This window comes from Amycolatopsis regifaucium, from assembly GCF_001613935.1.
In the GTDB taxonomy this organism is placed as follows: domain Bacteria; phylum Actinomycetota; class Actinomycetes; order Mycobacteriales; family Pseudonocardiaceae; genus Amycolatopsis; species Amycolatopsis regifaucium.
The window spans coordinates 310,069-329,834 of sequence record NZ_LQCI01000052.1 but is presented as its reverse complement, the minus strand read 5'-3'; the positions used below and the strand labels follow the sequence as shown (position 1 = coordinate 329,834).

Genomic DNA, 19,766 nt, shown 5'->3' with positions numbered 1-19,766 from the left:
TACTGTGAGCACGGTGGGGAAGCGTTTCAGCGGCAAGGTCGTGCTGGTGACCGGCGGAAGTTCCGGCATCGGCCGCGCCACAGCGGCGGCCTTCGCGCGCGAAGGCGCGCAGGTCGTCGTCTCCGGTCGGGACAGCGAGAAACTGCGGCAGACGGTGAAGGAGATCGAGGCCGAGGGCGGCGCGGCCGACGCGGTGGCCGCCGATGTGGGTGTCGGCGCCGAAGTCGAGCGCCTTGTCACCGAAACCGTGCGGCGGCACGGAAAGCTCGACATCGCGTTCAACAACGCGGGTGTTCTCGGCACTCCGGCGCCGACAGCCGATCTCGACGAAGACGGGTTCGACGCCGTCATACGTACCAATCTCACCGGCACCTGGTTGTCCATGAAGCACGAGATCGCGCGGATGCGGGCGAGCGGTGGGGGAGTCATCGTCAACATGGCGTCCAACATCGGCTCGCACAACCGCCTGCCCGGCATGGCCGCCTACGCCGCTTCGAAGGCCGCCGTGAGTGTGCTGACCCGCACCGCCGCCCGCGACCACATCGCCGAAGGGATCCGCATCAACGCCGTCAGCCCCGGCGCCACCGACACCGGAATGTCCTTCCGGCCCGGTGAGACCGAGGCCGACCGTGCCGAACGGCTCGCCGCGGTCATCCCGCTGGGCCGCATCGGCACGGTCGACGAGATCGCCGCGGCGGTACTCTGGCTGGCCTCCGACGAGTCCGCGTACGTCGTCGGGCACGACATCGTCCTCGACGGCGGCGTCACCGCTTGAGCGTCAGCGGCGCGAAGGCAGCAGTTCCTGCATCTTCGTCTTGATCCCCTGCGTCACGATGTGCCAGGCGTCGGGCTCGCCCTTGAGGACGGCTTCGGTCATCGACTTCAGCTGCTCGAAGGTGGCGTGCGGCGGGATCGGCGGCACCTCGGGGTCGCAGCGGATGTCGAGCACCGTCGGCACATCGGCCGACAGCGCGACGTCCCACGCCTCCCCGAGCCGGGCGGGATCGTCGACGGCGATCCCGCCGAGGCCGACTTGGAGCGCGAAGTCCGAATAGGACACTTCCGGCAGGCTCTGCGAGGGTTCGAATTTGGGTGAGCCACCCATGGCGCGCAGCTCCCAGGTGACCTGGTTCAGATCGCCGTTGTGGAACACGCAGATGACGCACCGCTGATCCGCCCACAGTTCGCGATACCGGGCGATGGTCAGCAGTTCGGCCATCCCGTTCATCTGCATCGCGCCGTCGCCCACCAGCGCGATCACCGGCCGGTCGGGATGGGCGAACTTCGCGCCGATCGCGTACGGGACGCCGGAACCCATCGTCGCCAGCGTGCCGGACAGCGTGCCCCGCATCCGGCCGCGCATGCGCAGATTCCTGGCGTACCAGTTGGTGGCCGAACCGGAATCCGCGGTGACGATGGCGTCTTCGGGGATCCGTTCGGACAGCTCGTGCACGATCCGCATCGGGTTGACCGGATTCGCCTCCAGCATCGCCTGGCGGGTCACGGTCTCCTGCCATTCGGCGGTGTTCTTCTCGATCTTCTCCCGCCAGCCCCGCTCGGTTTTGCGTTCCAGCGAAGGAATCAGCTGCTGCAAGGTGCTCTTCGCGTCGCCGAGCAGGTTGACCTCGGTCGGATAACGCAACCCGAGGAACCGGGGGTCGATGTCGATCTGGACCGCACGGGCCTGGCCGAATTCCGGCAGGAACTGCGCGTACGGCATGTTCGAACCGACGATCAGGAGGGTGTCGCAGTCCCGCATCATCTCGTAGGTGGGCCGGGTCCCGAGCAGGCCGATCGAGCCAGTGACGTATGGCAGGTCATCGGGCAGGACATCCTTGCCCAGCAACGCTTTCGCCACTCCGGCGCCGGCGAGTTCGGCGACCTCACGCAGCTCGGTCACGGCGTTGCGCGCGCCTTGCCCGATCAGGATCGCGACCTTTTCGCCCGCGTTCAGCACTTCCGCGGCCCGGGTGAGTTCTTCGGTCGGCGGGACGACACTGGCCCGCGGGTGATCCGGCGGGGAGGACGGCACGTGCTTGAACTCGTGCTGTGGCGGGTGATAGGGCTCTTCCTGCAGATCCGCCGGGATGATCAGCGCGGTGGGAGCGCGCTGGGCCATGGCCGTGCGCAGGGCGCGGTCGAGCGCGTTCGGCAGCTGTTCGGGGACATTCACCTCGACGAGGTACTCGCTCGCGACGTCTTTGAACAACGCCTGGAGGTCCACCTCCTGCTGGTAACTGCCACCCATCGCGCTGCGCGCCGTCTGCCCGACGATCGCGACCACCGGCACGTGGTCGAGTTTGGCGTCGTACAGGCCGTTGAGCAGGTGGATCGCGCCCGGGCCGGACGTCGCCATGCAGACGCCCGGCCGACCGCTCAGTTTCGCGTACCCGACGGCCGCGAACGCCGCCATCTCCTCGTGCCGGGTCTGCACGAAGCGAGGTCTGTTGTCCGCCGCGCCGAACGCGGTCACCAGCCCGTTGATCCCGTCCCCGGGATAGGCGAAGACCTGCTCGACGTCCCATTCGCGCAGCCTGGCCAGAACGTGGTCCGCAACGGTTTCGCTCATGGGCGGCGGATACCGCCGCCGTCCGGCGGCTAAACGTCCTCGAGGATCCTGGTGAGCCCGGCGACGACGTCCGGATGCCCGAGGGGCAACGGCGGCGGGACCCGGTTGAACGGTTCGCCCGTGCTGTGGGGGAGCACTTCGACCACGGTCCCGGCCGAACGCACCCGCTCGGCCAGTTCGGAGGTCTCGTCGGGTACGGGATCGACGAGCAGCACGTGGCCGACCGCGCGCGGGTGCCGTTCCGCCAGCCGCAACGCGTCTCCGGCCGCCTCGCCGCTCGCCACGACATCGATCGGCGGCCCGCCGGGTTCCGCGTCACCGACCACATCGTCGGCCTGGGTCAACGCACCGTCCACCGGCAGACGGCACCAGATCACCTGACGCTGGGCCGTGAGCGGACGCCAGGTCGCCGGGAGCTCGCCGTTCTTGCCTTCGCCGGCGGGGTCGAGGACGACGAGTTTCGCCGCTTCGTTGCCACCGTCGGTGACGACCGAGGGGCCTTCGGCGCGGACGGGATCGGGTTCGGCGGACATGATCACCTTTCCTCTAACACTTGGTCCGGGGGAGTTCCGGGGAATCGGTGTCCAATGGCACCGAGCCCGACCGGACGAGTCCTAACTGCACGGTTTGCCGTTTGCCCACCGCTTCCAGTGCCCAGTCGGCGGCGGTCCGCAGCCGGTTACCCGGCATGGCGAGCAGATGGTAGCCACGGGTGACCGCCTTGGCCGCGAGACCGGAAAGCGGGATGTGCAACGGATTCGCCGCGGCCTGGTGGGCGCCGAGGTCGACGACGAAGCCGAGATCGTGATGCCGGTAGGTGCCGTGCGAGCCGTGTCCCAGTGACGCGGCCACGTTCCGTCCGGCGAGCTTCCCCTGGCGTTCGGCGTGCTGTGCCGTCATCGGGGTGTATTCGCCCGGCCGGGTCAGATCCGGCACCGCGGCCGCGTCACCGCAGGCGTAGACGTCCCGCCGTCCGGGGACGTTCAGCTGTGCGGTCACGACCAGCCTGCCCTTGGCCGTCTTGAGGCCGAGGTCCTCGATCAGCGGATCCGGCCGGACCCCGACACACCAGACGAGGGTGTTGGTCGGCACGGATTCGCCGGAGGTCAGCGTCACGCCCTTTTCGTCGGCGTTGTCGACGGAGGTCTTCATCAGCACCTCGACCCCGCGTGCCCGCAGCACCTCGTCGGCGGTTTTGCCGAGCCGCCGGTCGAGTTCCGGCAGGACGCGTTCGGCCACGTCCAGCAGCAGCCACCGGATCTTCTGGCCTTCGAGTTCGGGATGCCGCGCGGCGAGCGCGTCGGTGAAGGCCGGACCCTGCGCGGCGACCTCGGTCCCGGTGTATCCGGCACCGACCACGACGAACGTGCAGCGTGCGTCGCGTTCGGCCGGATCCGTCGCGGAGGCGGCGAGTTCGATCTGCCGTGTGACGTGATCACGGAGGTAGAGGGCTTCGGGAAGACCACGGAAACCGTGGGCGTACTCGGGCACCCCAGGGATCGGCAGCAGTTTGTTGACACTGCCCGCGGCGAGCACGAGCCTGTCGTATCCGATGTGGTGTTCGCGATCCTCGGGATCGGTGTAACTCACGGTCCGGCCGTCGAAGTCGACCGACGTCGCGGTGCCGAGCACCAGGCGCACGCCGCGCAGGGTGCCGGGAATGGACACCGAGATCCGCCGGGGTTCGAGGATTCCGGCGGCGACTTCGGGGAGCAAGGGGAGATAGAGGAAGTAATCGGTCGGGTTCAGCACGACGATTTCCGTGTCGTCGTCGACCGATTTGAGCAGGGTCTTGGCGGCGTTGTAGCCGGCGAAACCGCCGCCGATGATCACTACGCGCATCGTCACCCTTCCGGGTCAGTCCTTGGTGGGCCAGTCGCCGGTCGCCTTGCGGTAACCGATCGCGCCCGCTCGTTCGGTGGCCGCCTTCACCGCGCCGAAGATCGCACCCTGCGCGGCGGCGGCGACGATCACCTGGGCCCAGGTGAAGTCCCGGTCCATGGCGTCCGGCGCGTCCTCGTCACCGCTGACGCGTTTCCAGATCTGCTTGAACGCCGCCCCGGCGAGGATCCCGCCGAGGGCGCTGATGACCATGTTCATCGGTTTGTAGAGAACCTTGTTCACGACGAAGACCTCTTTCGCATGATCAGACGGATCGTCACGAGGAGCGCGAGAACTCCGGCGAAGACCGGCAATGGGTTGGCGCGGACGACTTCGGCACCCTGACGGAACTTTCGCGCGGCCGGCTCCGAAACCTTTTCGGCGATCTTTTCGCTGGCCTGGTCGACCTTGGCGTCCAGGTTGTCGTGCACGCGGGCCTTCACGTCGAGTTTCTTGCCGAGCGCGTCGAGGGTTTCGGTGAGTTCCTCGCGAGTCACGTCGCGATCGGCGCGGGCTTCTTCGGCGTTCTTGGGAAAATCACTCATGAGCGCACCCCCTGCTTGACGGTGTCGGCATCCTTGCGGACGCCTTCGATGGCCTCTTCCGGCATCAGCGGGGTCGCACTCGCGACCTCCTTGCGGCCGACGACGGCCGCAAGGCCGCCGATCAGCAGCAGTGCGGCGCCGGTCACCACGGCCGCCAGCCACGCGGGCATGACGAGAGCGAGTGCCAGCACTACCGCCGCGATCAGGGTCGCCAGGCCGAACAGGGCGAAGACGCCGGCCGCGCCGAACAGCCCGGCGCCGAGCCCGAAGCGTTTTCCTTTGCCCTGCAATTCGACCACGGCCAGCCGCATCTCGTCGCGGACGAGGTGCTTGACCTCGTCGCTCAGGTCGGAGACCAGTTCGCCGATCGACTTGTCCGCCGCCGGCTTCCGGTGGATTTCCTCGATCATGGAGCACCTCCTCGGAGTGTTCTGTCCGCCGGGTACCCGGGAGTACGGCTGGTCAATCACGGCGAGTTTCAGCGCGGGGAGCGCCGGGTAGCCGAGAGAGTGCCGGCTCGAACAGCACCCAACCGACAGGAGGATGCATGAGCACGATCACCGAAATGGTGGACGTCGACGTACCGGTCAAGACCGCGTACAACCAGTGGACTCAGTTCGAGTCCTTCCCGCAGTTCATGGAAGGCGTCGAAGAGATCCGTCAAATCGACGCGACCCACACCCACTGGGTGACCAAGTTCGGTGGGGTGAGCCGGGAATTCGACGCGACCATCACCGAACAGCACCCCGACGAGCGCGTCGCGTGGACGTCGGACTCCGGTCCGGACCACGCCGGCGTCATCACCTTCCATCGCCTGGACGACAACAAGACCCGGGTCACCGCGCAGATGGACATAGACCCCGAGGGCTTCGTCGAAAACGTGGCCGACAAGCTCGGTGTCCTCGACCGCCGGGTCAAGAGCGACCTGAAGCGGTTCAAGGAGTTCATCGAGAGCCGCGGTCACGAGACCGGCGCCTGGCGCGGCGACGTCGACCGCCCCGGCAGCTGACCCATACCCGGGACTTCCGCCTGGAAAAGCGCGTTTTCCAGGTGGAAGTCCCGGGTATCTCTGTGGGTGAGGTCCTCTACGAAGGGAGCGTCCCGGCATGACTACCAACGCATACGTAGCCTTCCTCGTCATCGGGGTGGCGCTGGTCATGCTCGACGGCCTGATCATCTACCAGAGCGGTAAGCGCTACCTGCGAGGTTCGCACGGCGATCCCGCCGCCGGGGCGTCCATGACCTGGCTCATCACGGTGTTGTTCCACCTCGCGACCCTGGGCGTGCTGGCGTTGCTGTCGACGGTCGACATCGGCGGCAGTGACCTGCCGGGTGTGGTGGGCCGACTGGGTGTGCTGTTGCTGGTCCTGGCCATCGCCCACGGGATCACGCTGAGCGTGCTCTCCCGGATCCGCGGTGAGCAGGAGGCCGAAGCGGTGATCAACCGCCCCAGGCAGCGTGTCGAGCCCGAACAGCAGGGCACCACGGTGGCTCCGGTTCCCGGCCAGGAAGGGCGTTTCCCGACGGCCAGCCCGTCGATCGAACAGCACGCGCCGTATACGACGCCGTAGGAAAACAAGTCCGTGAAGGCCTCCTTCCCTACTCTCAAGGTAGGGAAGGAGGCCTTCACGGACGTTTGGGCTGTGCCCTGCGGCCCCCAAGTACATGATGGCCCCCTTCCTTGCGCCAGGCGCAAGGAAGGGGGCCATCATGTACCGCACCGATCTTCAGCGCCCACGAGGCGTGGGGCGCCTACTCCGAGAGTTTTCCTCGCAGCTGGTCCAGCGTCTGCGAAAGAAGCCGCGAGACGTGCATCTGCGAGATGCCGACCTTCTCGGCGATCTGCGTCTGCGTGTAGCCGCCGAAGAACCGCATCACGAGGATCGCCCGCTCCCGCTTCGGCAGTTCCCGCAGCAGCGGTTGCAGCGCCTCGTGGTTCTCCACCAAGGCCATCTCGTGGTCCTCCTCACCGATAGTGTCGGCGAGGGAAAGGGCTTCGGTGGCGTCGTCGTGCACCGGCTTGTCGACCGACAACGTCTGGTACGCCTGGCCGGCGAGCAGGCCTTCACGCACCTCGTTGATGTCGAGGCCCAGGTATTCGGCGAGTTCCGTCGGCGTCGGCGCACGTCCGAGAGTCTGGGACAGCGCGGCCGTCCCTTGGCTGAGGGAAACGTGGAGTTCCTTGAGCCGCCGCGGAACCCGGACCGACCAGCCGGTGTCGCGGAAGTGCCGCCGGACCTCGCCCATGACCGTGGGCACGGCGAAGGAGAGGAAGTCGTGGCCCCGGGCGGGATCGAAGCGATCGACCGCGTTGATCAACCCGATCCGCGCCACCTGCACCAGATCTTCGCGGGGCTCGCCCCGGCCGGAGAACCTGGTGGCGATGTGCTCGGCGAGGGGCAGCAGTTCGGTGACCAGCCGGGCCCGCACCTCTTGGCGGCGCGGGGAGTCCGCCGGCAGGGTGGACAACTCCTCGAAGAGCGGCTCGCACTGGGCGTAGTCGTCCGCCTGCCGTGCGAGTGTCTTGCGCTCGCCGCTCACCCGTCGCTCGTTCCCGGGGTCAGGACGAGTTCGATCGTCGTGATACCCCCAACTTCGCCGGGAATCGGCTCGGCGCGCGCCGTCACCGAGCGCGTCAAGGTTGTCAGGACATGCCAGCCGAACGTCGTTTCGCTCGGCAAGAAGGGCTTCGAAGTCCGCGTCGAGATCGAGACGGCGATGCCCTCCGGAATCTCGTGAAAGACACAGCACAGCACGGCTCCCAGTTCCGCGGGCTGGACGAGTTGTGAACAGGCTTCGTCGACGGCCATCTTCGCGTCTGAAATGGCGTCCAAGCCGAAGTCCGCACGCGCCACCACCCCATGGGTGAGCGTGCGGACGAGAGGAATCTGTTCCGCCTCCGCAGGGAGGCGAAGCTCGACCTGGTCGACCAAGCCGTCCGACTGAGGCCGGGTTTGGGGGGTGAGGCGGCCCCGTCCGTGTGCATCCATTCTCAAACCTATCCGTCCGTGGCCGTATGACAACCGCGGAGGGGACCCGCCGCGGGACGCGTGATCAACGGCCGAGGGCCCGCTGAAGCTCCTTTTTGGACATCTTCGACCGGCCCTTGACGTTGCGTTTCTTCGCTTCGTTGTAGAGCTGGTCCTTGGTCGGGCCGTTCGGCCCCAGCCGATTGCCCGAGCGCTTGCCACCCCGTCGCTGTGGTGACATGTCCTCGAGGGAGGAGCGGCTCGCCTCGCGCGACTCGCCGGCCTGCGCGCGGTTCTTGTTGACCGTGCGCGCGGCGATCTCCTCGGCGCGGTCGGTGCTCACGCCCCGGTCCTCGGCCGATTCCTTGATGTGCTCGTACTGACGTTCTCGTTTGTCGCTCCAACCCTGCTGAGGCATCCGTGACTCCTCTCTCACCCGGGCAGGTACCCCGATCGATTCGCCGGATAAACCTTCGGTTGACCTCGACAACGGGTGGGTACGCGGTGATCAGACGCGAAGGGAGGCTTCGATGCGTATCGGCTACACGCTCATGACCGAACAGGCCGGACCGAAGGACCTGGTGAAGTACGCCGCCGGGGCGGAGGAGGCGGGATTCGACTTCGAGGTGATGAGCGACCATTACTCACCTTGGCTGGATGAACAGGGCCATTCGCCGTACGCGTGGAGCGTACTGGGAGCGGTGACCCAGAGCACCGAACGGGTCGAATTGATGACCTTTGTGACGTGCCCGACCATGCGGTACCACCCGGCGGTGGTCGCGCAGAAGGCGGCGACCATCCAGGCGCTCTCGGACGGCCGGTTCACCCTCGGCCTCGGCGCGGGGGAGAACCTCAACGAGCACGTCATCGGCCAGGGCTGGCCACCGGCGAACGTTCGCCACGAGATGCTCGCCGAAGCACTCCAGATCATCGGCGGGCTGTTCGACGGCGGGTACTTCAACTACGCGGGTGAGCACTTCCGGGTGGATTCGGCGAAGCTCTGGGACCTCCCGGAGCAGCGCGTCCCGATCGCGGTGGCGGTGTCCGGGTCACAGTCGGTGACCAGGTTCGCCCCGGTCGCCGACGCGATGATCGCGGTCGAGCCGGACGAATCGCTGAGCCGCGAGTGGGACGCCGCCAAACTCGGCCCGCCGAGCCGGAAGATCGCCCAGATGCCGGTGTCCTGGGGTGAGGACCGCGACGCCGCCGTCCGGCGCGCGCACGAGCAGTTCCGCTGGTTCGCGGGCGGCTGGAAGGTCAACGCCGAGCTGCCGGGGCCGTCGGGGTTCGCCGGGGCCACGCAGTTCGTCAAACCGGAGGACGTCGCCGCGGCCATCCCGTGCGGACCGGACGTCGACCAGATCGTGAAGCAGGCCGCCGAGTACGAGGCGGCGGGCTTCACCGACCTCGCCCTCATCCAGATCGGCGGCGATCAGCAGGAAGGTTTCCTCCGGTTCGCCGAGGACAAGCTGCTTCCGGCGTTGCGCGGCTGATCATCCGAACGGAGTCACCTGTGTTTAAGCCGGCTGTCGTGGGTACTTGGCCCTACGTCGGCCTTCACCTGAAGGGGGAATGATGAGCAACGAACTCGGACTTCACTCGGTACCTGACCTGCTCCCGGAGGGCCAAGACTCCCCGGAGTACCAGGCGGTGCGCCGCAAGGCGGCGCTCGCCGTCGCTTCACGGGCGACGAGCGCCGATGACTGCGCGAGGCTGCTGGACATGCTCGGCCTGCACGCGAGCAGCGGTCGCAGCTCCGAAGTGGCCTGATCCAGCGGTGAATCAACGGCCGCGCGCCGCCACGAGGTCCGCGACGAAGGCCTGATAGGCCTCGTCGCGGTCCGGCGCGCGCAGCACCGCGGACGGGTGGACCGTGGCGACGGCGGTGAGGTCGAATTCGGGGAGCTCGATCCGCTCGCCACGGCTTTTGGTGATGCGGAAGTCGTCGCCCAGCAGCCCCTTCGCCGCTGTCGCGCCGAGGAAGATCAAGAGCTCCGGACGGATCGCCGCCAGTTCCGCGTGCAGCCACGGACGGCACGCGACGATCTCGGTCTTCGACGGCGTCTTGTGGATGCGCCGCTTGCCGCGTTCGTCGCGTTTGAACTTGAAGTGTTTGACCGCGTTGGTGACGTAGATCTTCCGGCGATCGAAACCCGCTTCGTCGAGGGCCCGGTCGAGGAGCCGTCCGGCCGGTCCGACGAACGGCGCACCCGCCCGGTCTTCCTGGTCGCCGGGCTGTTCTCCGACCACCATGATCTCCGCCTTGCGGGGCCCCTCGCCGAAGACGGTCTGGGTCGCGTCGCGGTAGAGATCACATCCGTGACAGGAGGACGCCGCCTCACGGAGCCGGTCCAGGTCAGTGGTTTCGGGCGGATCCGCCCCGGGTGCCTTGGTCGCCATTTCGAGCGATTTCCCGGCCCACCACCCGGTCAAACCGGTTTCGCGCCCATCGCGATGGGTAGCCGGGAGTCATGGTCACCAACACCGAACCGGCCACCGCCTCCATTCAGGACACGCTCCGCGTCGCCGTGCAGGTCGTGCTGCCCACGCTCGCGGGCGGGGTGATCAAGCGGCGGCCGCTCGGCTTGGCCGCTGCGCAGAAACTGCAGGTGGACCGCCCGGCAGTGCGCTTGCTGGGTCGGCTCAGGGCCCGATACGGGCCGGGGCCGTTGCGGCTGCGGGTGCCAGGGCGTTCGGTCGATCTGGCGCTTTCCGCGGAGGACGTCGCCGAGGTGCTCGCCGCCGCGCCGGTGCCGTTCAGCCCGTCGACGAAGGAGAAGAGGGCCGCGCTGGGCCACTTCCAGCCGCACGGCGTGCTGATCTCGGACGCGACCGACCGGCCGCCGCGCCGTCGGTTCAACGAGGAGGTCCTCGAACCGGGCCGTCCGCTCCACGACCTCGCCGCCCCCTTCGCGACGGTGATCGCCAAGGAAGCGGCGTCCTTGTGGGACAAGGGGACCCTGGACTGGGACACCTTCAACCTCGCCTGGTGGCGGATCGTCCGGCAGGTCACCCTCGGCGAGTCCGCCGCGGGCGACGACGAACTCACCGACATGCTCGCCCGGCTGCGTAAAGACGCGAATTGGGCCTACGCGCATCCCCGCCGCGAGGAACTGCACGAGCGGTTCCGCAAGCGGCTGATCGAGCACCTGGAGCGGGTCGAACCCGGCAGCCTCGCCGAGGTCATCGCCTCCGCCACCGAGGAACGGAAACCCGAGGTCGTCGCCGACCAGGTCGCCCATTGGCTTTTCGCGTTCGACGCGGCCGGAATCGTCACTTTCCGCGCCCTCGCGCTGCTCGCCACCCATCCCGCCGCCCGCGAACGGGCCGACGAGGAACTCGGTGACGCCGATCTGGCCCAGCCGAATCAATTCGCCTACCTGCGTGCCTGCGCTCTCGAATCGGTCCGGCTGTGGCCGACCACGCCGGCGTTGCTGCGCGAGAGCACCGCCGATACCGCGTGGGGGCCGGCGGGGACGACGATCCTGATCTTCACCCCGTTCTTCCACCGCGATCCGGAGTCGATGCCCTATGCCGACCGGTTCGAACCCGAAATCTGGCTGGACGGCAGCGCGGCGGCCAATCCGGCGCTGGTGCCCTTCAGCGCCGGCCCCGCCATCTGCCCCGGCCGCGATCTGGTGCTGTTCTGCGCGAGCACGATGCTCGCCCACCTGATCCGCGACCGTCGTTTCGAGCTGGTTTCGGGTGCCGTCCTCGGTCCGGAGCGGCCGTTGCCCGCGACGCTCGACAACTTCCACCTGAAGTTCGAGCTGGTCTCCGGCTGAGCCCGATCAGGCTTCGTCGTCGACCCATTCCAGCAGGTCGCCGGGCTGGCATTGGAGTACTCGGCACATGGCTTCCAGGGTGCTGAACCGCACCGCCTTGGCGCGGCCGTTCTTCAGCACGGCCACGTTCGCCGGGGTGAGGCCGACGAGTTCGGCGAATTCGCCGACACTCATCTTGCGTTTGGCCAGTTCGACGTCGATGCGGACGACGATCGGCATCAGATCACCTGTTCCAGATCGGACCGCAGCGTGGTGGCCTGGCGCAGCAGCGTGCGCATCACCACCATGAGGAGGCCCAGTACGGCGACGCCGATCAACGCCAGGAACAACAGGAGTGGCAGGCCCGGGTCCTTGGCGTTGAAGCCCACGTAGAGGAACACGCCCGCGAGCACGAGCCAACCGGCGAGAATCGCCCAGACGATCGCGTCCACCCACCTCAACGACGCTTCGGTGAAGATCCGGTCCTTCTTGACCAGGGTGAGCAGTTGCCAGGTGGCCACGACCACGACCTGGACGCACAGCACCCAGAAGACGGAAACGGCCGTCGCGGGCCAGCGCAGGTAGGCCAGGTCGGGGTTCTGGCGGGCCATGTGCGCGAACTGCCCGGGCAGGGACATGACCTGGAAGAGCACCAGGATCCCGAACAGGAGCACGAGGAACACTCTGAGGGGCGCGACCGCCCGTTGCGCTGTGAGCATGCATCGATCTTCGCGCGTTATCTATCGAAAGTCAATCGGTAGCTATCGTCCAGCGATCCAAGATGCGTCCTTCTCGTGCTCCCGGGTAGACGTCTGCGGGCGGGCCGTCACAACGACGCTCGCCGGAAAAGGCGCATTCGGGAATTCGCTCACCGCGTTCGGTGAACCGCGTTGAATTTTCGGCCCCCTGCCGGATTCACCCGGCCGTAGTTCCGTCATTGTCGCGTTCCGCGGGGTCTGCCAGGATGCTCGGTGAACCGATCCGAAGGAGCGTTCGATGGCTTCTCGTCTCAACCCTTATATCAGTTTCGCCGGTGACGCCCGCCAGGCCATGGAGTTCTACAAGTCGGTGGTCGGCGGGGAACTGACGCTGAACACGTTCGGCGAATACGGGATGGCGGACTCGCCCGTGGCGGACCAGATCATGCACGCCCAGCTCGAATCGCCGAGCGGGTACACGATCATGGCCTCGGACACGCCGCCGGGAATGGAGCACAACCCGGGCACCAATGTGTCGGTCAGCCTCAGTGGTGACGACGGTGCGGAATTGCGCGGATACTGGGAGAAACTGTCCGCCGAAGGCACGGTTTCGGTCCCGTTCGAAAAGCAGATGTGGGGCGACGAATTCGGCGCCTGCACCGACAAGTTCGGCATCTCGTGGATGGTGAACGTCGTCCAGTCCTAGGGCTTTCCGGCCCGGTCCCTGCCCTGCCATAACTCCCGGCCTCCGGGGACTTACGGCCTCGATCACGCGATTCGTGTCATGACACCGGTGGAACCGCCGACCTCCTCTGGAGAGCATCCGGCGGTTCCATCGGGAGGCAAGTAGATGAACAGGAAGATCGCGGCGCTGCTGGTTTCGGCAGGTGCCGCCGTATCCGCCGGGGGACTGGGCGGTTGCGGGACGCCCACCGTCGGTACCCCGGTCACCGTGGTGCGCGAACTCGCGCCGCCGTCGACGACCACCGCCGTGGTCGTCGCACCGCCGCCGCCCACTTCCGTGGTCGTCGTGGAGCCGCCGATGACGGTCACCCGGACGCCCGCGGTCCAGCGGCTCACTTCGTGTCAGCGGCTTCTCTCCGAGGGGTACTCGTTCGAGTACGCGTTCAACGCCTGGGTGGCCGCGGGCCGTCCGCTGAGCTGGGACGCCGACCGTGACGGATACCCGTGCGAGCAGTCCTACGGGAACCGCAACTAGGCCCGGTCCCGAACAGCAGGTAAGTCGGGAGCGGTGCTGACGGTTCTGACCATCCCTGCCACTCACGAGACGTGCTCCACCACGCATCCCGTTGATTGTTCTGCCCGAATCAAGGGTTCCGGTCAACCAATCCCCGGGATGTAGTAGCCCGCGACGAAGCGACGGGCTGGTGGGGAGAGGGAATGAGCTCAGCGGAGGGTGTTGTCCTGGTCATCGGCTGCGGGATGCGGCCGTACCGGGAGTACCTGTTGGCGTCGGCCGGTCACCGGCATCCCTTGTGGCTGTTCAACGGGGACGAACCGACCTGGCAGGACCGCTACATCACCGGCGCCACGGTGCTGGACCTGCAGGACCGTGACGCCGTACTGGCCGCGGCCCGCGCGCTGAACGCGACCACGCCGGTATTCGGCGTGGTTTCGTGGGACGAGGCGTTGATCGTGACCGCGGCGCACGTCGCGGACGAACTCGGCGTGCCGGGCGCGGGGATCTCCGCGATCGAGGGCTGCCGCGACAAATGGCTCAGCCGCCGGACGCTCACCGCGGCCGGGGTCGCGCAGCCGGACTTCGGTTTCGTGCACGACGAAGAGCAGGCGGTCCGCGTGGCTGAGCGGATCGGCTATCCGGTCGTCGTCAAGCCGCGCGGGGGAGGGGCCAGCATCGGCGTCAGCCTCGCGGAAGACGGCGAGGCGGTGCGGAAGGCGTTCCGCACCGCGGAGGAGGCCAGCTTCGGTGGCTCTCCCGCCTACCAGGGCGGGGCGCTGGTCGAGGAGTATCTGACCGGCCCGGAGATCAGCGTGGACGGCGCCGTCGTCGACGGCGAGTACACGCCGATGTTCCTGGCGCACAAGACGGTCGGCATGCATCCGTACTTCGAGGAACTCGGCCACCTGGTCAGCTCCTCCGACGAACTGCTCGCCGACCCCGTACTCCGTTCGACGCTGGCCCGAGCGCACGGCGCGATCGATTTCCGGTACGGCGTCACCCACACCGAACTCAAGCTCACCGAACGCGGGCCGGTGATCGTGGAGATCAACGGCAGGCTCGGCGGGGACCTGATCCCGTTGCTGGCCCGGTTCGCGACCGGGATCGACCCGGGCGCCGCCGCGGTCGACGTCGCGCTCGGCATGCGGCCCCATATCCCGCACGAGGCCGAGGACCGGTGGGTCGGCGTGCGGTTCGGCTACCCCAAGCAGGACTGCGTCGTCGAATCGGTTTCGGTGCCGGAACCCTTGCTGGGAAACGGGATTCTCGCCTCCGGCGGGCTCGTCGAACCGGGCGCGCGGATGCGGCTGCCGCCGGCGGAGTTCATTTCGCGCCACGCGTATGTGATCTGTGCCGGTCGAGATCCCGACGATTGCGAGGTGGTGCTGGACAAAGCCATGGCCCAGGTCCGGCTGACCGCGTACCCCCTGCTGCCCTCCGTGGCCACCGGTGGCTGACCGCGTGACCGCACCGCAGAACACCTTCCAAGCACTCTCAACGATGGCGGAGCAAACAATGGCGAACCGTGATGTCGAGCTTCTCGCAGTCGGAGCAGGACCGTCCAACCTGGCACTCGCAGTGGCACTGGAGGAGCTCGCGCCCGGCCTGGCCCGCGATTCGGTCCTGATCGAACGCGACGAGGAGGTCTCCTGGCAGCGGGGCATGCTCCTGCCGGAGGCGTTGTCGCAGGTCTCGTTCCTCAAGGACCTGGTGACCCTGCGCAATCCGCGCAGCCGGTTCTCGTTCCTCAACTATCTGCACGACACCAACCGGCTCAACGAGTTCGTGAACATGGGCAGCTTCGTCCCGTACCGGGTCGAGCTGGCCGACTATCTGAAGTGGACTGCCGACTCGCTGTCGATGGTCGATCTTCAGCGCGGCCGGGAATGCCGCGAGATCACTCCCGTGTGGACGGACGGCACGCTCACCGGCTGGGAGACCCGGATCGCCGACGGCGAGGTCATCCGCAGCCGGTACCTGGTGGTCGGGGCAGGCCGCGACGCGCGGATCCCGGACCAGCTCCGGACGGTGAACCAGGACCGCGTCATCCACAGCACCCAGTACCTGCCGCGGATCGCCAAGCTGCGCAAGGACCTGCCCTACCGCGTCGCGGTGATCGGCGCCGGCCAGAGCGCGGCGGAACTGTTCGGCGCGGTGCAGAACGACCTGCCCGAATGCAAGCCCACGATGGTGATGCGGTCGATCGGCCTGAACTACTACGAGAGCAGCAAGTTCAACAACGAGCTGTTCTTCCCGTCCCAGGTCGACAAGTTCTTCGACGCGCTGCCCGCGGCACGCGAGCAGATGCTCGCCGAGATGCACCACACGAACTACTCCGGGCTGGCGCCGGGCACGATGGACGCGCTCTACCGCTCGATGTACCTCGACCGGCTTTCCGGGCGTTCGCGGCTGCGGATGATCACGATGAGCGACATCACCGACGCCCGTGACGAGGGTGACGAGGTCGTGCTGGAACTGACCGACCGGCGTACCGGCGAGACGCAGGAACTGCGCACGGATCTCGTGCTGCTCGGCACCGGCTTCTCGCCGGAGATGCCGAGGATGGTCCAGGAGATCGCGAAATCGATCGGTCTCTCGGAGATCAAGGTGACCCGCGACTACCGGCTGGAGATCGACCAGCCCGCCACCGCCGCCGTCTACCTCCAGGGGGTCAACGAGGCGACGCACGGGATCGCGGACTCGCTGCTGAGCGTGCTCGCCCCGCGCGCCAACGACATCCTGCAGGACATCCTCGCCCATCGCGGCGAGGCCCCGTCGGTGCCGCCGCAGCCGACGTCGGACACCGCGCCCATCGTCGCCACCCGCTGAGCCACGGAAAGGAAGAAGCAGTCATGGAGATCCGTCCGCTGGAGCGGGAAAAGATGGTCTTCGAGAACGGCGCCTACGGACAGCGGCTCCTGCCGTGGGCGGCGCTGAACGCGCCGTTCGAAGGTGCCTGGGTCACGGTGCCCGCCCACGGCGCGACGGGTGCGCACTCTCACCACGAGTACGAGATCTTCATCGCCGTCAGCGGCGAGGCGGTCGTCGAGACCGGGGGCGAACGCCGCGCGTTCCGGCCGGGCGACATCGAGTTCCACGCGCCCGGCACCGAGCACCGCATCCTCAACGACGGTGCGGAGGACTTCGAGATGTACGCGATCTGGTGGGACGCCGACATGACGGCGAAGTTCGCCGCCCGGCACGCGGCACAGCCGTCCGAGCGGGCGGGGGTGTGAGCATGGCCGACACGAGACCGGTCGTGATCATCGGCGGCCCGCCGACGTCCAACGGGGACCTGCACATCGGGCATATCGCCGGCCCGTATCTCGGCGCCGACGTGCACCGGCGGTATCTGCGCGCGGCGGGTCGCGAGGGCGTGTTCGCCTCGTGCACCGACGACAGCCAGACCTACCTCGTCACCAGCGCCGCCCGGGTCGGGGTGACCCCGCCCGAGCTGGTGAAGCAGTCGACCGAGAACATCCAGCGCACCTTCAAGGCGATGGGCGTCGAGGTCGACGGCTTCTCGCCGACCGACGACGGCTACAAGGTCCTTGTGCACGACTACGTCAACCGCTTGTACGACAACGGAAAGCTTCGCCTGCGCAAGGTGCGGCTGCCCTACAGCGAGCGCGAGGGCGAATTCCTGGTCGAAGGTTTCGTCGGCGGTGGCTGCCCCACCTGTCTCGCCGACAGCCGCGGCGGATTCTGCGAGGGATGCGGGCACCCGATCGACTTCGACGCGCTCATCGAGCCGTATTCGGTGCTCGACCCGGCAGACGAGGTGACCTACCGCGAGACGGAGATCCTGGTCTTCCCCGTCTCGGAGTACCGCGAACAGTTGCTCGCCTACTACGAGGAACGCGGTCCCGCCTGGCGGCCGCACGTGCTCGGGCTGATGCGCGAACTGCTGGCCGGACCGTTGCCGGACTTCGCCATCACCTATCCGGTGAGCTGGGGGCTGCCCGCGCCGTTCGCGGAAACGCCGGGGCAGACGCTCAACGCCTGGGTCGAGGGCATGCCCGCGTCGATGTACTGCACCGAATACGCCTTGCGACGCAACGGAAAGCCGGTCGTCGCCGACGACGACGCGTGGCTCGCGGAGAACGACGCGCGGGTCGTGGTGTTCATGGGGTTCGACCCGCTGTTCACCTGGGGCGTCGTCCACGTCGCCGAGCTGATCGCCCACGACGGCCGCTACGTCCTGCCGGACACGTTGCTGGTCAACGAGTTCTACGAACTCGAGAACGAGAAGTTCTCCACCAGCAAGGGACATGTGGTCTGGGCCCGTGAACTGGCGGCCGAACTGCCGCGCGACCTCGCGCGGTTCTATCTCAACCTCACCGCCCCCGAGTTCGCCAGGACCAACTTCAGCCGCGCCGCGCTGGAGAAGATCGCCGGGGAACGGCTCGTCGCGCCCTGGAACGAACTCGCGGAGACCCTGGCCAAGCTCACCGCCGAGGTCGGCGGCGAAGGCGGGCTTCCGGTGTCCACCGAGGCCACGGAACGCGCGGCGGCGATGGTGTCCCGGTTCGTCCTGAACTACGAACTCGAGGACTTCAGCCTCAGCCGGGCGGCGGATCTGGTGGTGCAGCACGTCGAACGGCTGCGGGCGGCCGCGGAACGCACCCTCGCGGGGAACCTCGACCAGGAGGTGCTCCGCGGCAGGCTGGGTGACCTCTTCCTGGAACTGCGCGCGCTGATCGGCTGTGCCTCACCGATCCTCATCGACCTCTCCGCGCGTGCCGCGAGCGCGGGCGGATTCGACCTCCGGATCACCGCGGACGCCTACGACGTCACGCACACCACGGCGTTCGCCGTGCCACCACTGGAATTCCCCCCGACGAGCGAGGTCTGAGCCCCCATGTCACTCGACAGCACCCTCTCCGCCGACGCGGTCCGGCGGTCCCGGATCGCCGAACGGCTGCTCGTCCCGGCCGGCTTCATCACCACGGCGGGCAACGCCTTCCAGATCACCGCGGCCGCGATCCTGGTCTTCCACGCCGAGCAGACCACACTGGCCGTCGGCTGGCTGTTCATCGCGGTGTCGGTCCCGCAGGTCGCGCTCGCGCTGCTGTTCGGCAAACTGGTCGACCGGGTCGACCGGCGGATGCTCTGCGTGGCGGCGGACCTGGTCAGCGCGATGACCGCGTTCGCGCTGCCGGTGTGGCTGTGGATCGGCGGCCCGGCGAACCTGGGCTCCTACATAGCGAACTTCATGCTCGCCTGCACCGCGGCGCTGTTCATGCCCGCCAGCAACGGCTTGATCAAGGAACGGGTCGCCGACGAACGGCTCGGGAAGTTCAACTCCCACTTCGAGATGGCGAGCAACGCCGGCATGCTGCTCGCCTCGTCGCTGGCGGGTTTCCTGGTGATCTGGTTCGGCGCCACACCGCTGTTCATCTTCAACTCGCTGACCTTCATGCTCTCGGCCGTCCTCGTCTACGCGATCGGCCGGAAGCCGGTCAAGGCGCCGGTCATCGTCGAGACGGTGACCGTGGACCCGTCGGCGCCGGTCGAGGTACCGGTGCGCCAGCCGATCAAGCGGCTCGCGCTGTTGTACGCCAACGGGAACATCGGCCTGATGGTCGCCAACGTCATCCTGACGACGCTGATCCTGCAGACGTTCAACCAGGGCGCCTGGATGATCGGCGTGGTCGACGCGCTGGCCGGGGCCGGGTTCATCGCCGGCGCCGCCCTGTACGGCAAGGTCAGCAAACGGTTCAAGGGCATCCACCTCGCCGTGCTCGGCACGCTCGGGAACCTGATCTGCCTGGCGATCCAGCCGTTGCACTACATCGCGTTGATGGTGGCGATCCCGTTCGCCGGGTTCTGTTTCGCGCAGGGCCGCATCGCCGCCCGCACCCTGCTGATGCGGGCGAGCCCGGAGGAGCGGGTCGGCCGGATCTTCGGCGGCACCCAGGCCGTCGGCCTCGGGCTCGGCGTCGGCGCGACGGTCGGCTTGTCGACATTGGCGGACGCGACCACCGTGCCCCACGCCTTCTGGGGGCTGGCGATCCTGCAGGGCGCGATCGTGATCGGCACCTACTTCAGTCTGGCGAAACCGCTGTCGGCGCAGGACAACAAGCAGCCCGCCGAAGTTCTCGAGGCGACCGCCGCCTGACCGCGGCCGAATTCGGAG

The 19,766-nt window shown here is 67.7% G+C and carries 25 protein-coding genes; 13 read left to right on the top strand and 12 right to left on the bottom strand.

All coding sequences use genetic code 11. The features are described 5' to 3' along the window. The first annotated feature begins 13 nt into the window (after positions 1-13). Entirely contained in the window at positions 14-775 is a 762-nt protein-coding gene (locus tag AVL48_RS37090) for a glucose 1-dehydrogenase (RefSeq protein WP_061981129.1), read from the top strand. A 3-nt stretch (positions 776-778) separates the two neighbouring features. On the opposite strand, the gene AVL48_RS37085 is transcribed toward AVL48_RS37090, so the two are convergent. The 6 genes from AVL48_RS37085 to AVL48_RS37060 are packed head-to-tail and all read right to left on the bottom strand — an operon-like array spanning position 779 to position 5,405. Next, entirely contained in the window at positions 779-2,569 is a 1,791-nt protein-coding gene (locus AVL48_RS37085; protein ID WP_061980849.1) for a thiamine pyrophosphate-requiring protein, read from the bottom strand. Between the two features lie 29 nt (positions 2,570-2,598). After that, a complete protein-coding gene (locus tag AVL48_RS37080; RefSeq protein ID WP_061980850.1) occupies positions 2,599-3,102 on the bottom strand; it encodes a hypothetical protein in 504 nt (167 codons plus the stop codon). 13 nt (positions 3,103-3,115) lie between these two features. Beyond that, entirely contained in the window at positions 3,116-4,411 is a 1,296-nt protein-coding gene (locus tag AVL48_RS37075) for an NAD(P)/FAD-dependent oxidoreductase (RefSeq protein WP_061980851.1), read from the bottom strand. A 15-nt stretch (positions 4,412-4,426) separates the two neighbouring features. Next, positions 4,427-4,693 (bottom strand): DUF4235 domain-containing protein, encoded by a 267-nt coding sequence (locus tag AVL48_RS37070; RefSeq protein ID WP_061980852.1) that lies wholly within the window; start codon positions 4,691-4,693, stop codon positions 4,427-4,429. Beyond that, positions 4,690-4,995, bottom strand: a complete 306-nt coding sequence (locus tag AVL48_RS37065) for a DUF3618 domain-containing protein (protein ID WP_061980853.1) — start codon at positions 4,993-4,995, stop codon at positions 4,690-4,692. Before AVL48_RS37065 ends, AVL48_RS37070 begins: the two co-directional genes overlap by 4 nt. After that, a complete protein-coding gene (locus AVL48_RS37060) occupies positions 4,992-5,405 on the bottom strand; it encodes a phage holin family protein (RefSeq protein WP_061980854.1) in 414 nt (137 codons plus the stop codon). The genes AVL48_RS37065 and AVL48_RS37060 overlap by 4 nt, the downstream gene beginning before the upstream one ends. 137 nt (positions 5,406-5,542) lie before the next feature. Here AVL48_RS37060 and AVL48_RS37055 point away from each other — a divergent pair, with 137 nt between their 5' ends. Together AVL48_RS37055 and AVL48_RS37050 are read left to right on the top strand one after the other, a co-directional pair. Then, the gene (locus AVL48_RS37055; protein WP_061980855.1) at positions 5,543-6,004 is read left to right on the top strand and encodes an SRPBCC family protein; all 462 of its coding nucleotides are present in this window, start codon (positions 5,543-5,545) and stop codon (positions 6,002-6,004) included. 97 nt (positions 6,005-6,101) lie between these two features. Continuing rightward, a complete protein-coding gene (locus tag AVL48_RS37050) occupies positions 6,102-6,566 on the top strand; it encodes a hypothetical protein (protein WP_061980856.1) in 465 nt (154 codons plus the stop codon). 181 nt (positions 6,567-6,747) lie between these two features. Here AVL48_RS37050 and AVL48_RS37045 read toward each other — a convergent pair whose 3' ends face one another. From AVL48_RS37045 to AVL48_RS37035, 3 genes are all read right to left on the bottom strand, one after another. After that, on the bottom strand, positions 6,748-7,536 hold the full coding sequence (locus AVL48_RS37045) for a SigB/SigF/SigG family RNA polymerase sigma factor (RefSeq protein WP_061980857.1): 789 nt from the start codon (positions 7,534-7,536) through the stop codon (positions 6,748-6,750). Beyond that, a complete protein-coding gene (locus AVL48_RS37040) occupies positions 7,533-7,985 on the bottom strand; it encodes an ATP-binding protein (RefSeq protein WP_061980858.1) in 453 nt (150 codons plus the stop codon). Before AVL48_RS37040 ends, AVL48_RS37045 begins: the two co-directional genes overlap by 4 nt. Positions 7,986-8,049: 64 nt before the next feature. Beyond that, a complete protein-coding gene (locus AVL48_RS37035; RefSeq protein WP_061980859.1) occupies positions 8,050-8,382 on the bottom strand; it encodes a hypothetical protein in 333 nt (110 codons plus the stop codon). 112 nt (positions 8,383-8,494) lie between these two features. On the opposite strand from AVL48_RS37035, the gene AVL48_RS37030 reads away from it, so the two are divergent. Continuing rightward, on the top strand, positions 8,495-9,457 hold the full coding sequence (locus tag AVL48_RS37030; protein WP_061980860.1) for a TIGR03557 family F420-dependent LLM class oxidoreductase: 963 nt from the start codon (positions 8,495-8,497) through the stop codon (positions 9,455-9,457). Between the two features lie 82 nt (positions 9,458-9,539). After that, a complete protein-coding gene (locus AVL48_RS37025) occupies positions 9,540-9,734 on the top strand; it encodes a hypothetical protein (protein WP_061981130.1) in 195 nt (64 codons plus the stop codon). A gap of 12 nt (positions 9,735-9,746) precedes the next feature. On the opposite strand, the gene AVL48_RS37020 is transcribed toward AVL48_RS37025, so the two are convergent. Further along, positions 9,747-10,364 (bottom strand): UdgX family uracil-DNA binding protein, encoded by a 618-nt coding sequence (locus tag AVL48_RS37020; protein ID WP_061980861.1) that lies wholly within the window; start codon positions 10,362-10,364, stop codon positions 9,747-9,749. Between the two features lie 71 nt (positions 10,365-10,435). On the opposite strand from AVL48_RS37020, the gene AVL48_RS37015 reads away from it, so the two are divergent. Beyond that, the gene (locus AVL48_RS37015) at positions 10,436-11,749 is read left to right on the top strand and encodes a cytochrome P450 (protein WP_061980862.1); all 1,314 of its coding nucleotides are present in this window, start codon (positions 10,436-10,438) and stop codon (positions 11,747-11,749) included. 6 nt (positions 11,750-11,755) lie between these two features. On the opposite strand, the gene AVL48_RS37010 is transcribed toward AVL48_RS37015, so the two are convergent. Both AVL48_RS37010 and AVL48_RS37005 read right to left on the bottom strand, forming a co-directional pair. Further along, positions 11,756-11,968, bottom strand: coding sequence for a helix-turn-helix domain-containing protein (locus AVL48_RS37010; protein ID WP_061980863.1), 213 nt, complete (start codon positions 11,966-11,968; stop codon positions 11,756-11,758). Then, positions 11,968-12,447, bottom strand: a complete 480-nt coding sequence (locus AVL48_RS37005) for a DUF2975 domain-containing protein (protein ID WP_061980864.1) — start codon at positions 12,445-12,447, stop codon at positions 11,968-11,970. Before AVL48_RS37005 ends, AVL48_RS37010 begins: the two co-directional genes overlap by 1 nt. Before the next feature lie 277 nt (positions 12,448-12,724). Here AVL48_RS37005 and AVL48_RS37000 point away from each other — a divergent pair, with 277 nt between their 5' ends. The 7 genes from AVL48_RS37000 to AVL48_RS36970 all read left to right on the top strand — a co-directional run bounded on the left by AVL48_RS37000 (position 12,725) and on the right by AVL48_RS36970 (position 19,748). Further along, positions 12,725-13,132: a VOC family protein gene (locus AVL48_RS37000; RefSeq protein ID WP_061980865.1), complete on the top strand. Its 408-nt coding sequence runs from the start codon at positions 12,725-12,727 to the stop codon at positions 13,130-13,132. A gap of 144 nt (positions 13,133-13,276) precedes the next feature. Next, a complete protein-coding gene (locus tag AVL48_RS36995) occupies positions 13,277-13,645 on the top strand; it encodes a hypothetical protein (protein WP_061980866.1) in 369 nt (122 codons plus the stop codon). A 182-nt stretch (positions 13,646-13,827) separates the two neighbouring features. Further along, entirely contained in the window at positions 13,828-15,084 is a 1,257-nt protein-coding gene (locus tag AVL48_RS36990; RefSeq protein WP_061980867.1) for an ATP-grasp domain-containing protein, read from the top strand. A gap of 58 nt (positions 15,085-15,142) precedes the next feature. After that, the gene (locus AVL48_RS36985; protein WP_061980868.1) at positions 15,143-16,456 is read left to right on the top strand and encodes a lysine N(6)-hydroxylase/L-ornithine N(5)-oxygenase family protein; all 1,314 of its coding nucleotides are present in this window, start codon (positions 15,143-15,145) and stop codon (positions 16,454-16,456) included. A gap of 23 nt (positions 16,457-16,479) precedes the next feature. Beyond that, a complete protein-coding gene (locus tag AVL48_RS36980; RefSeq protein ID WP_061980869.1) occupies positions 16,480-16,863 on the top strand; it encodes a cupin domain-containing protein in 384 nt (127 codons plus the stop codon). Between the two features lie 2 nt (positions 16,864-16,865). Then, positions 16,866-18,482, top strand: coding sequence for a class I tRNA ligase family protein (locus AVL48_RS36975; protein WP_061980870.1), 1,617 nt, complete (start codon positions 16,866-16,868; stop codon positions 18,480-18,482). Between the two features lie 6 nt (positions 18,483-18,488). Further along, the gene (locus AVL48_RS36970; RefSeq protein WP_061980871.1) at positions 18,489-19,748 is read left to right on the top strand and encodes an MFS transporter; all 1,260 of its coding nucleotides are present in this window, start codon (positions 18,489-18,491) and stop codon (positions 19,746-19,748) included. The last annotated feature ends 18 nt before the right edge of the window (positions 19,749-19,766 follow it).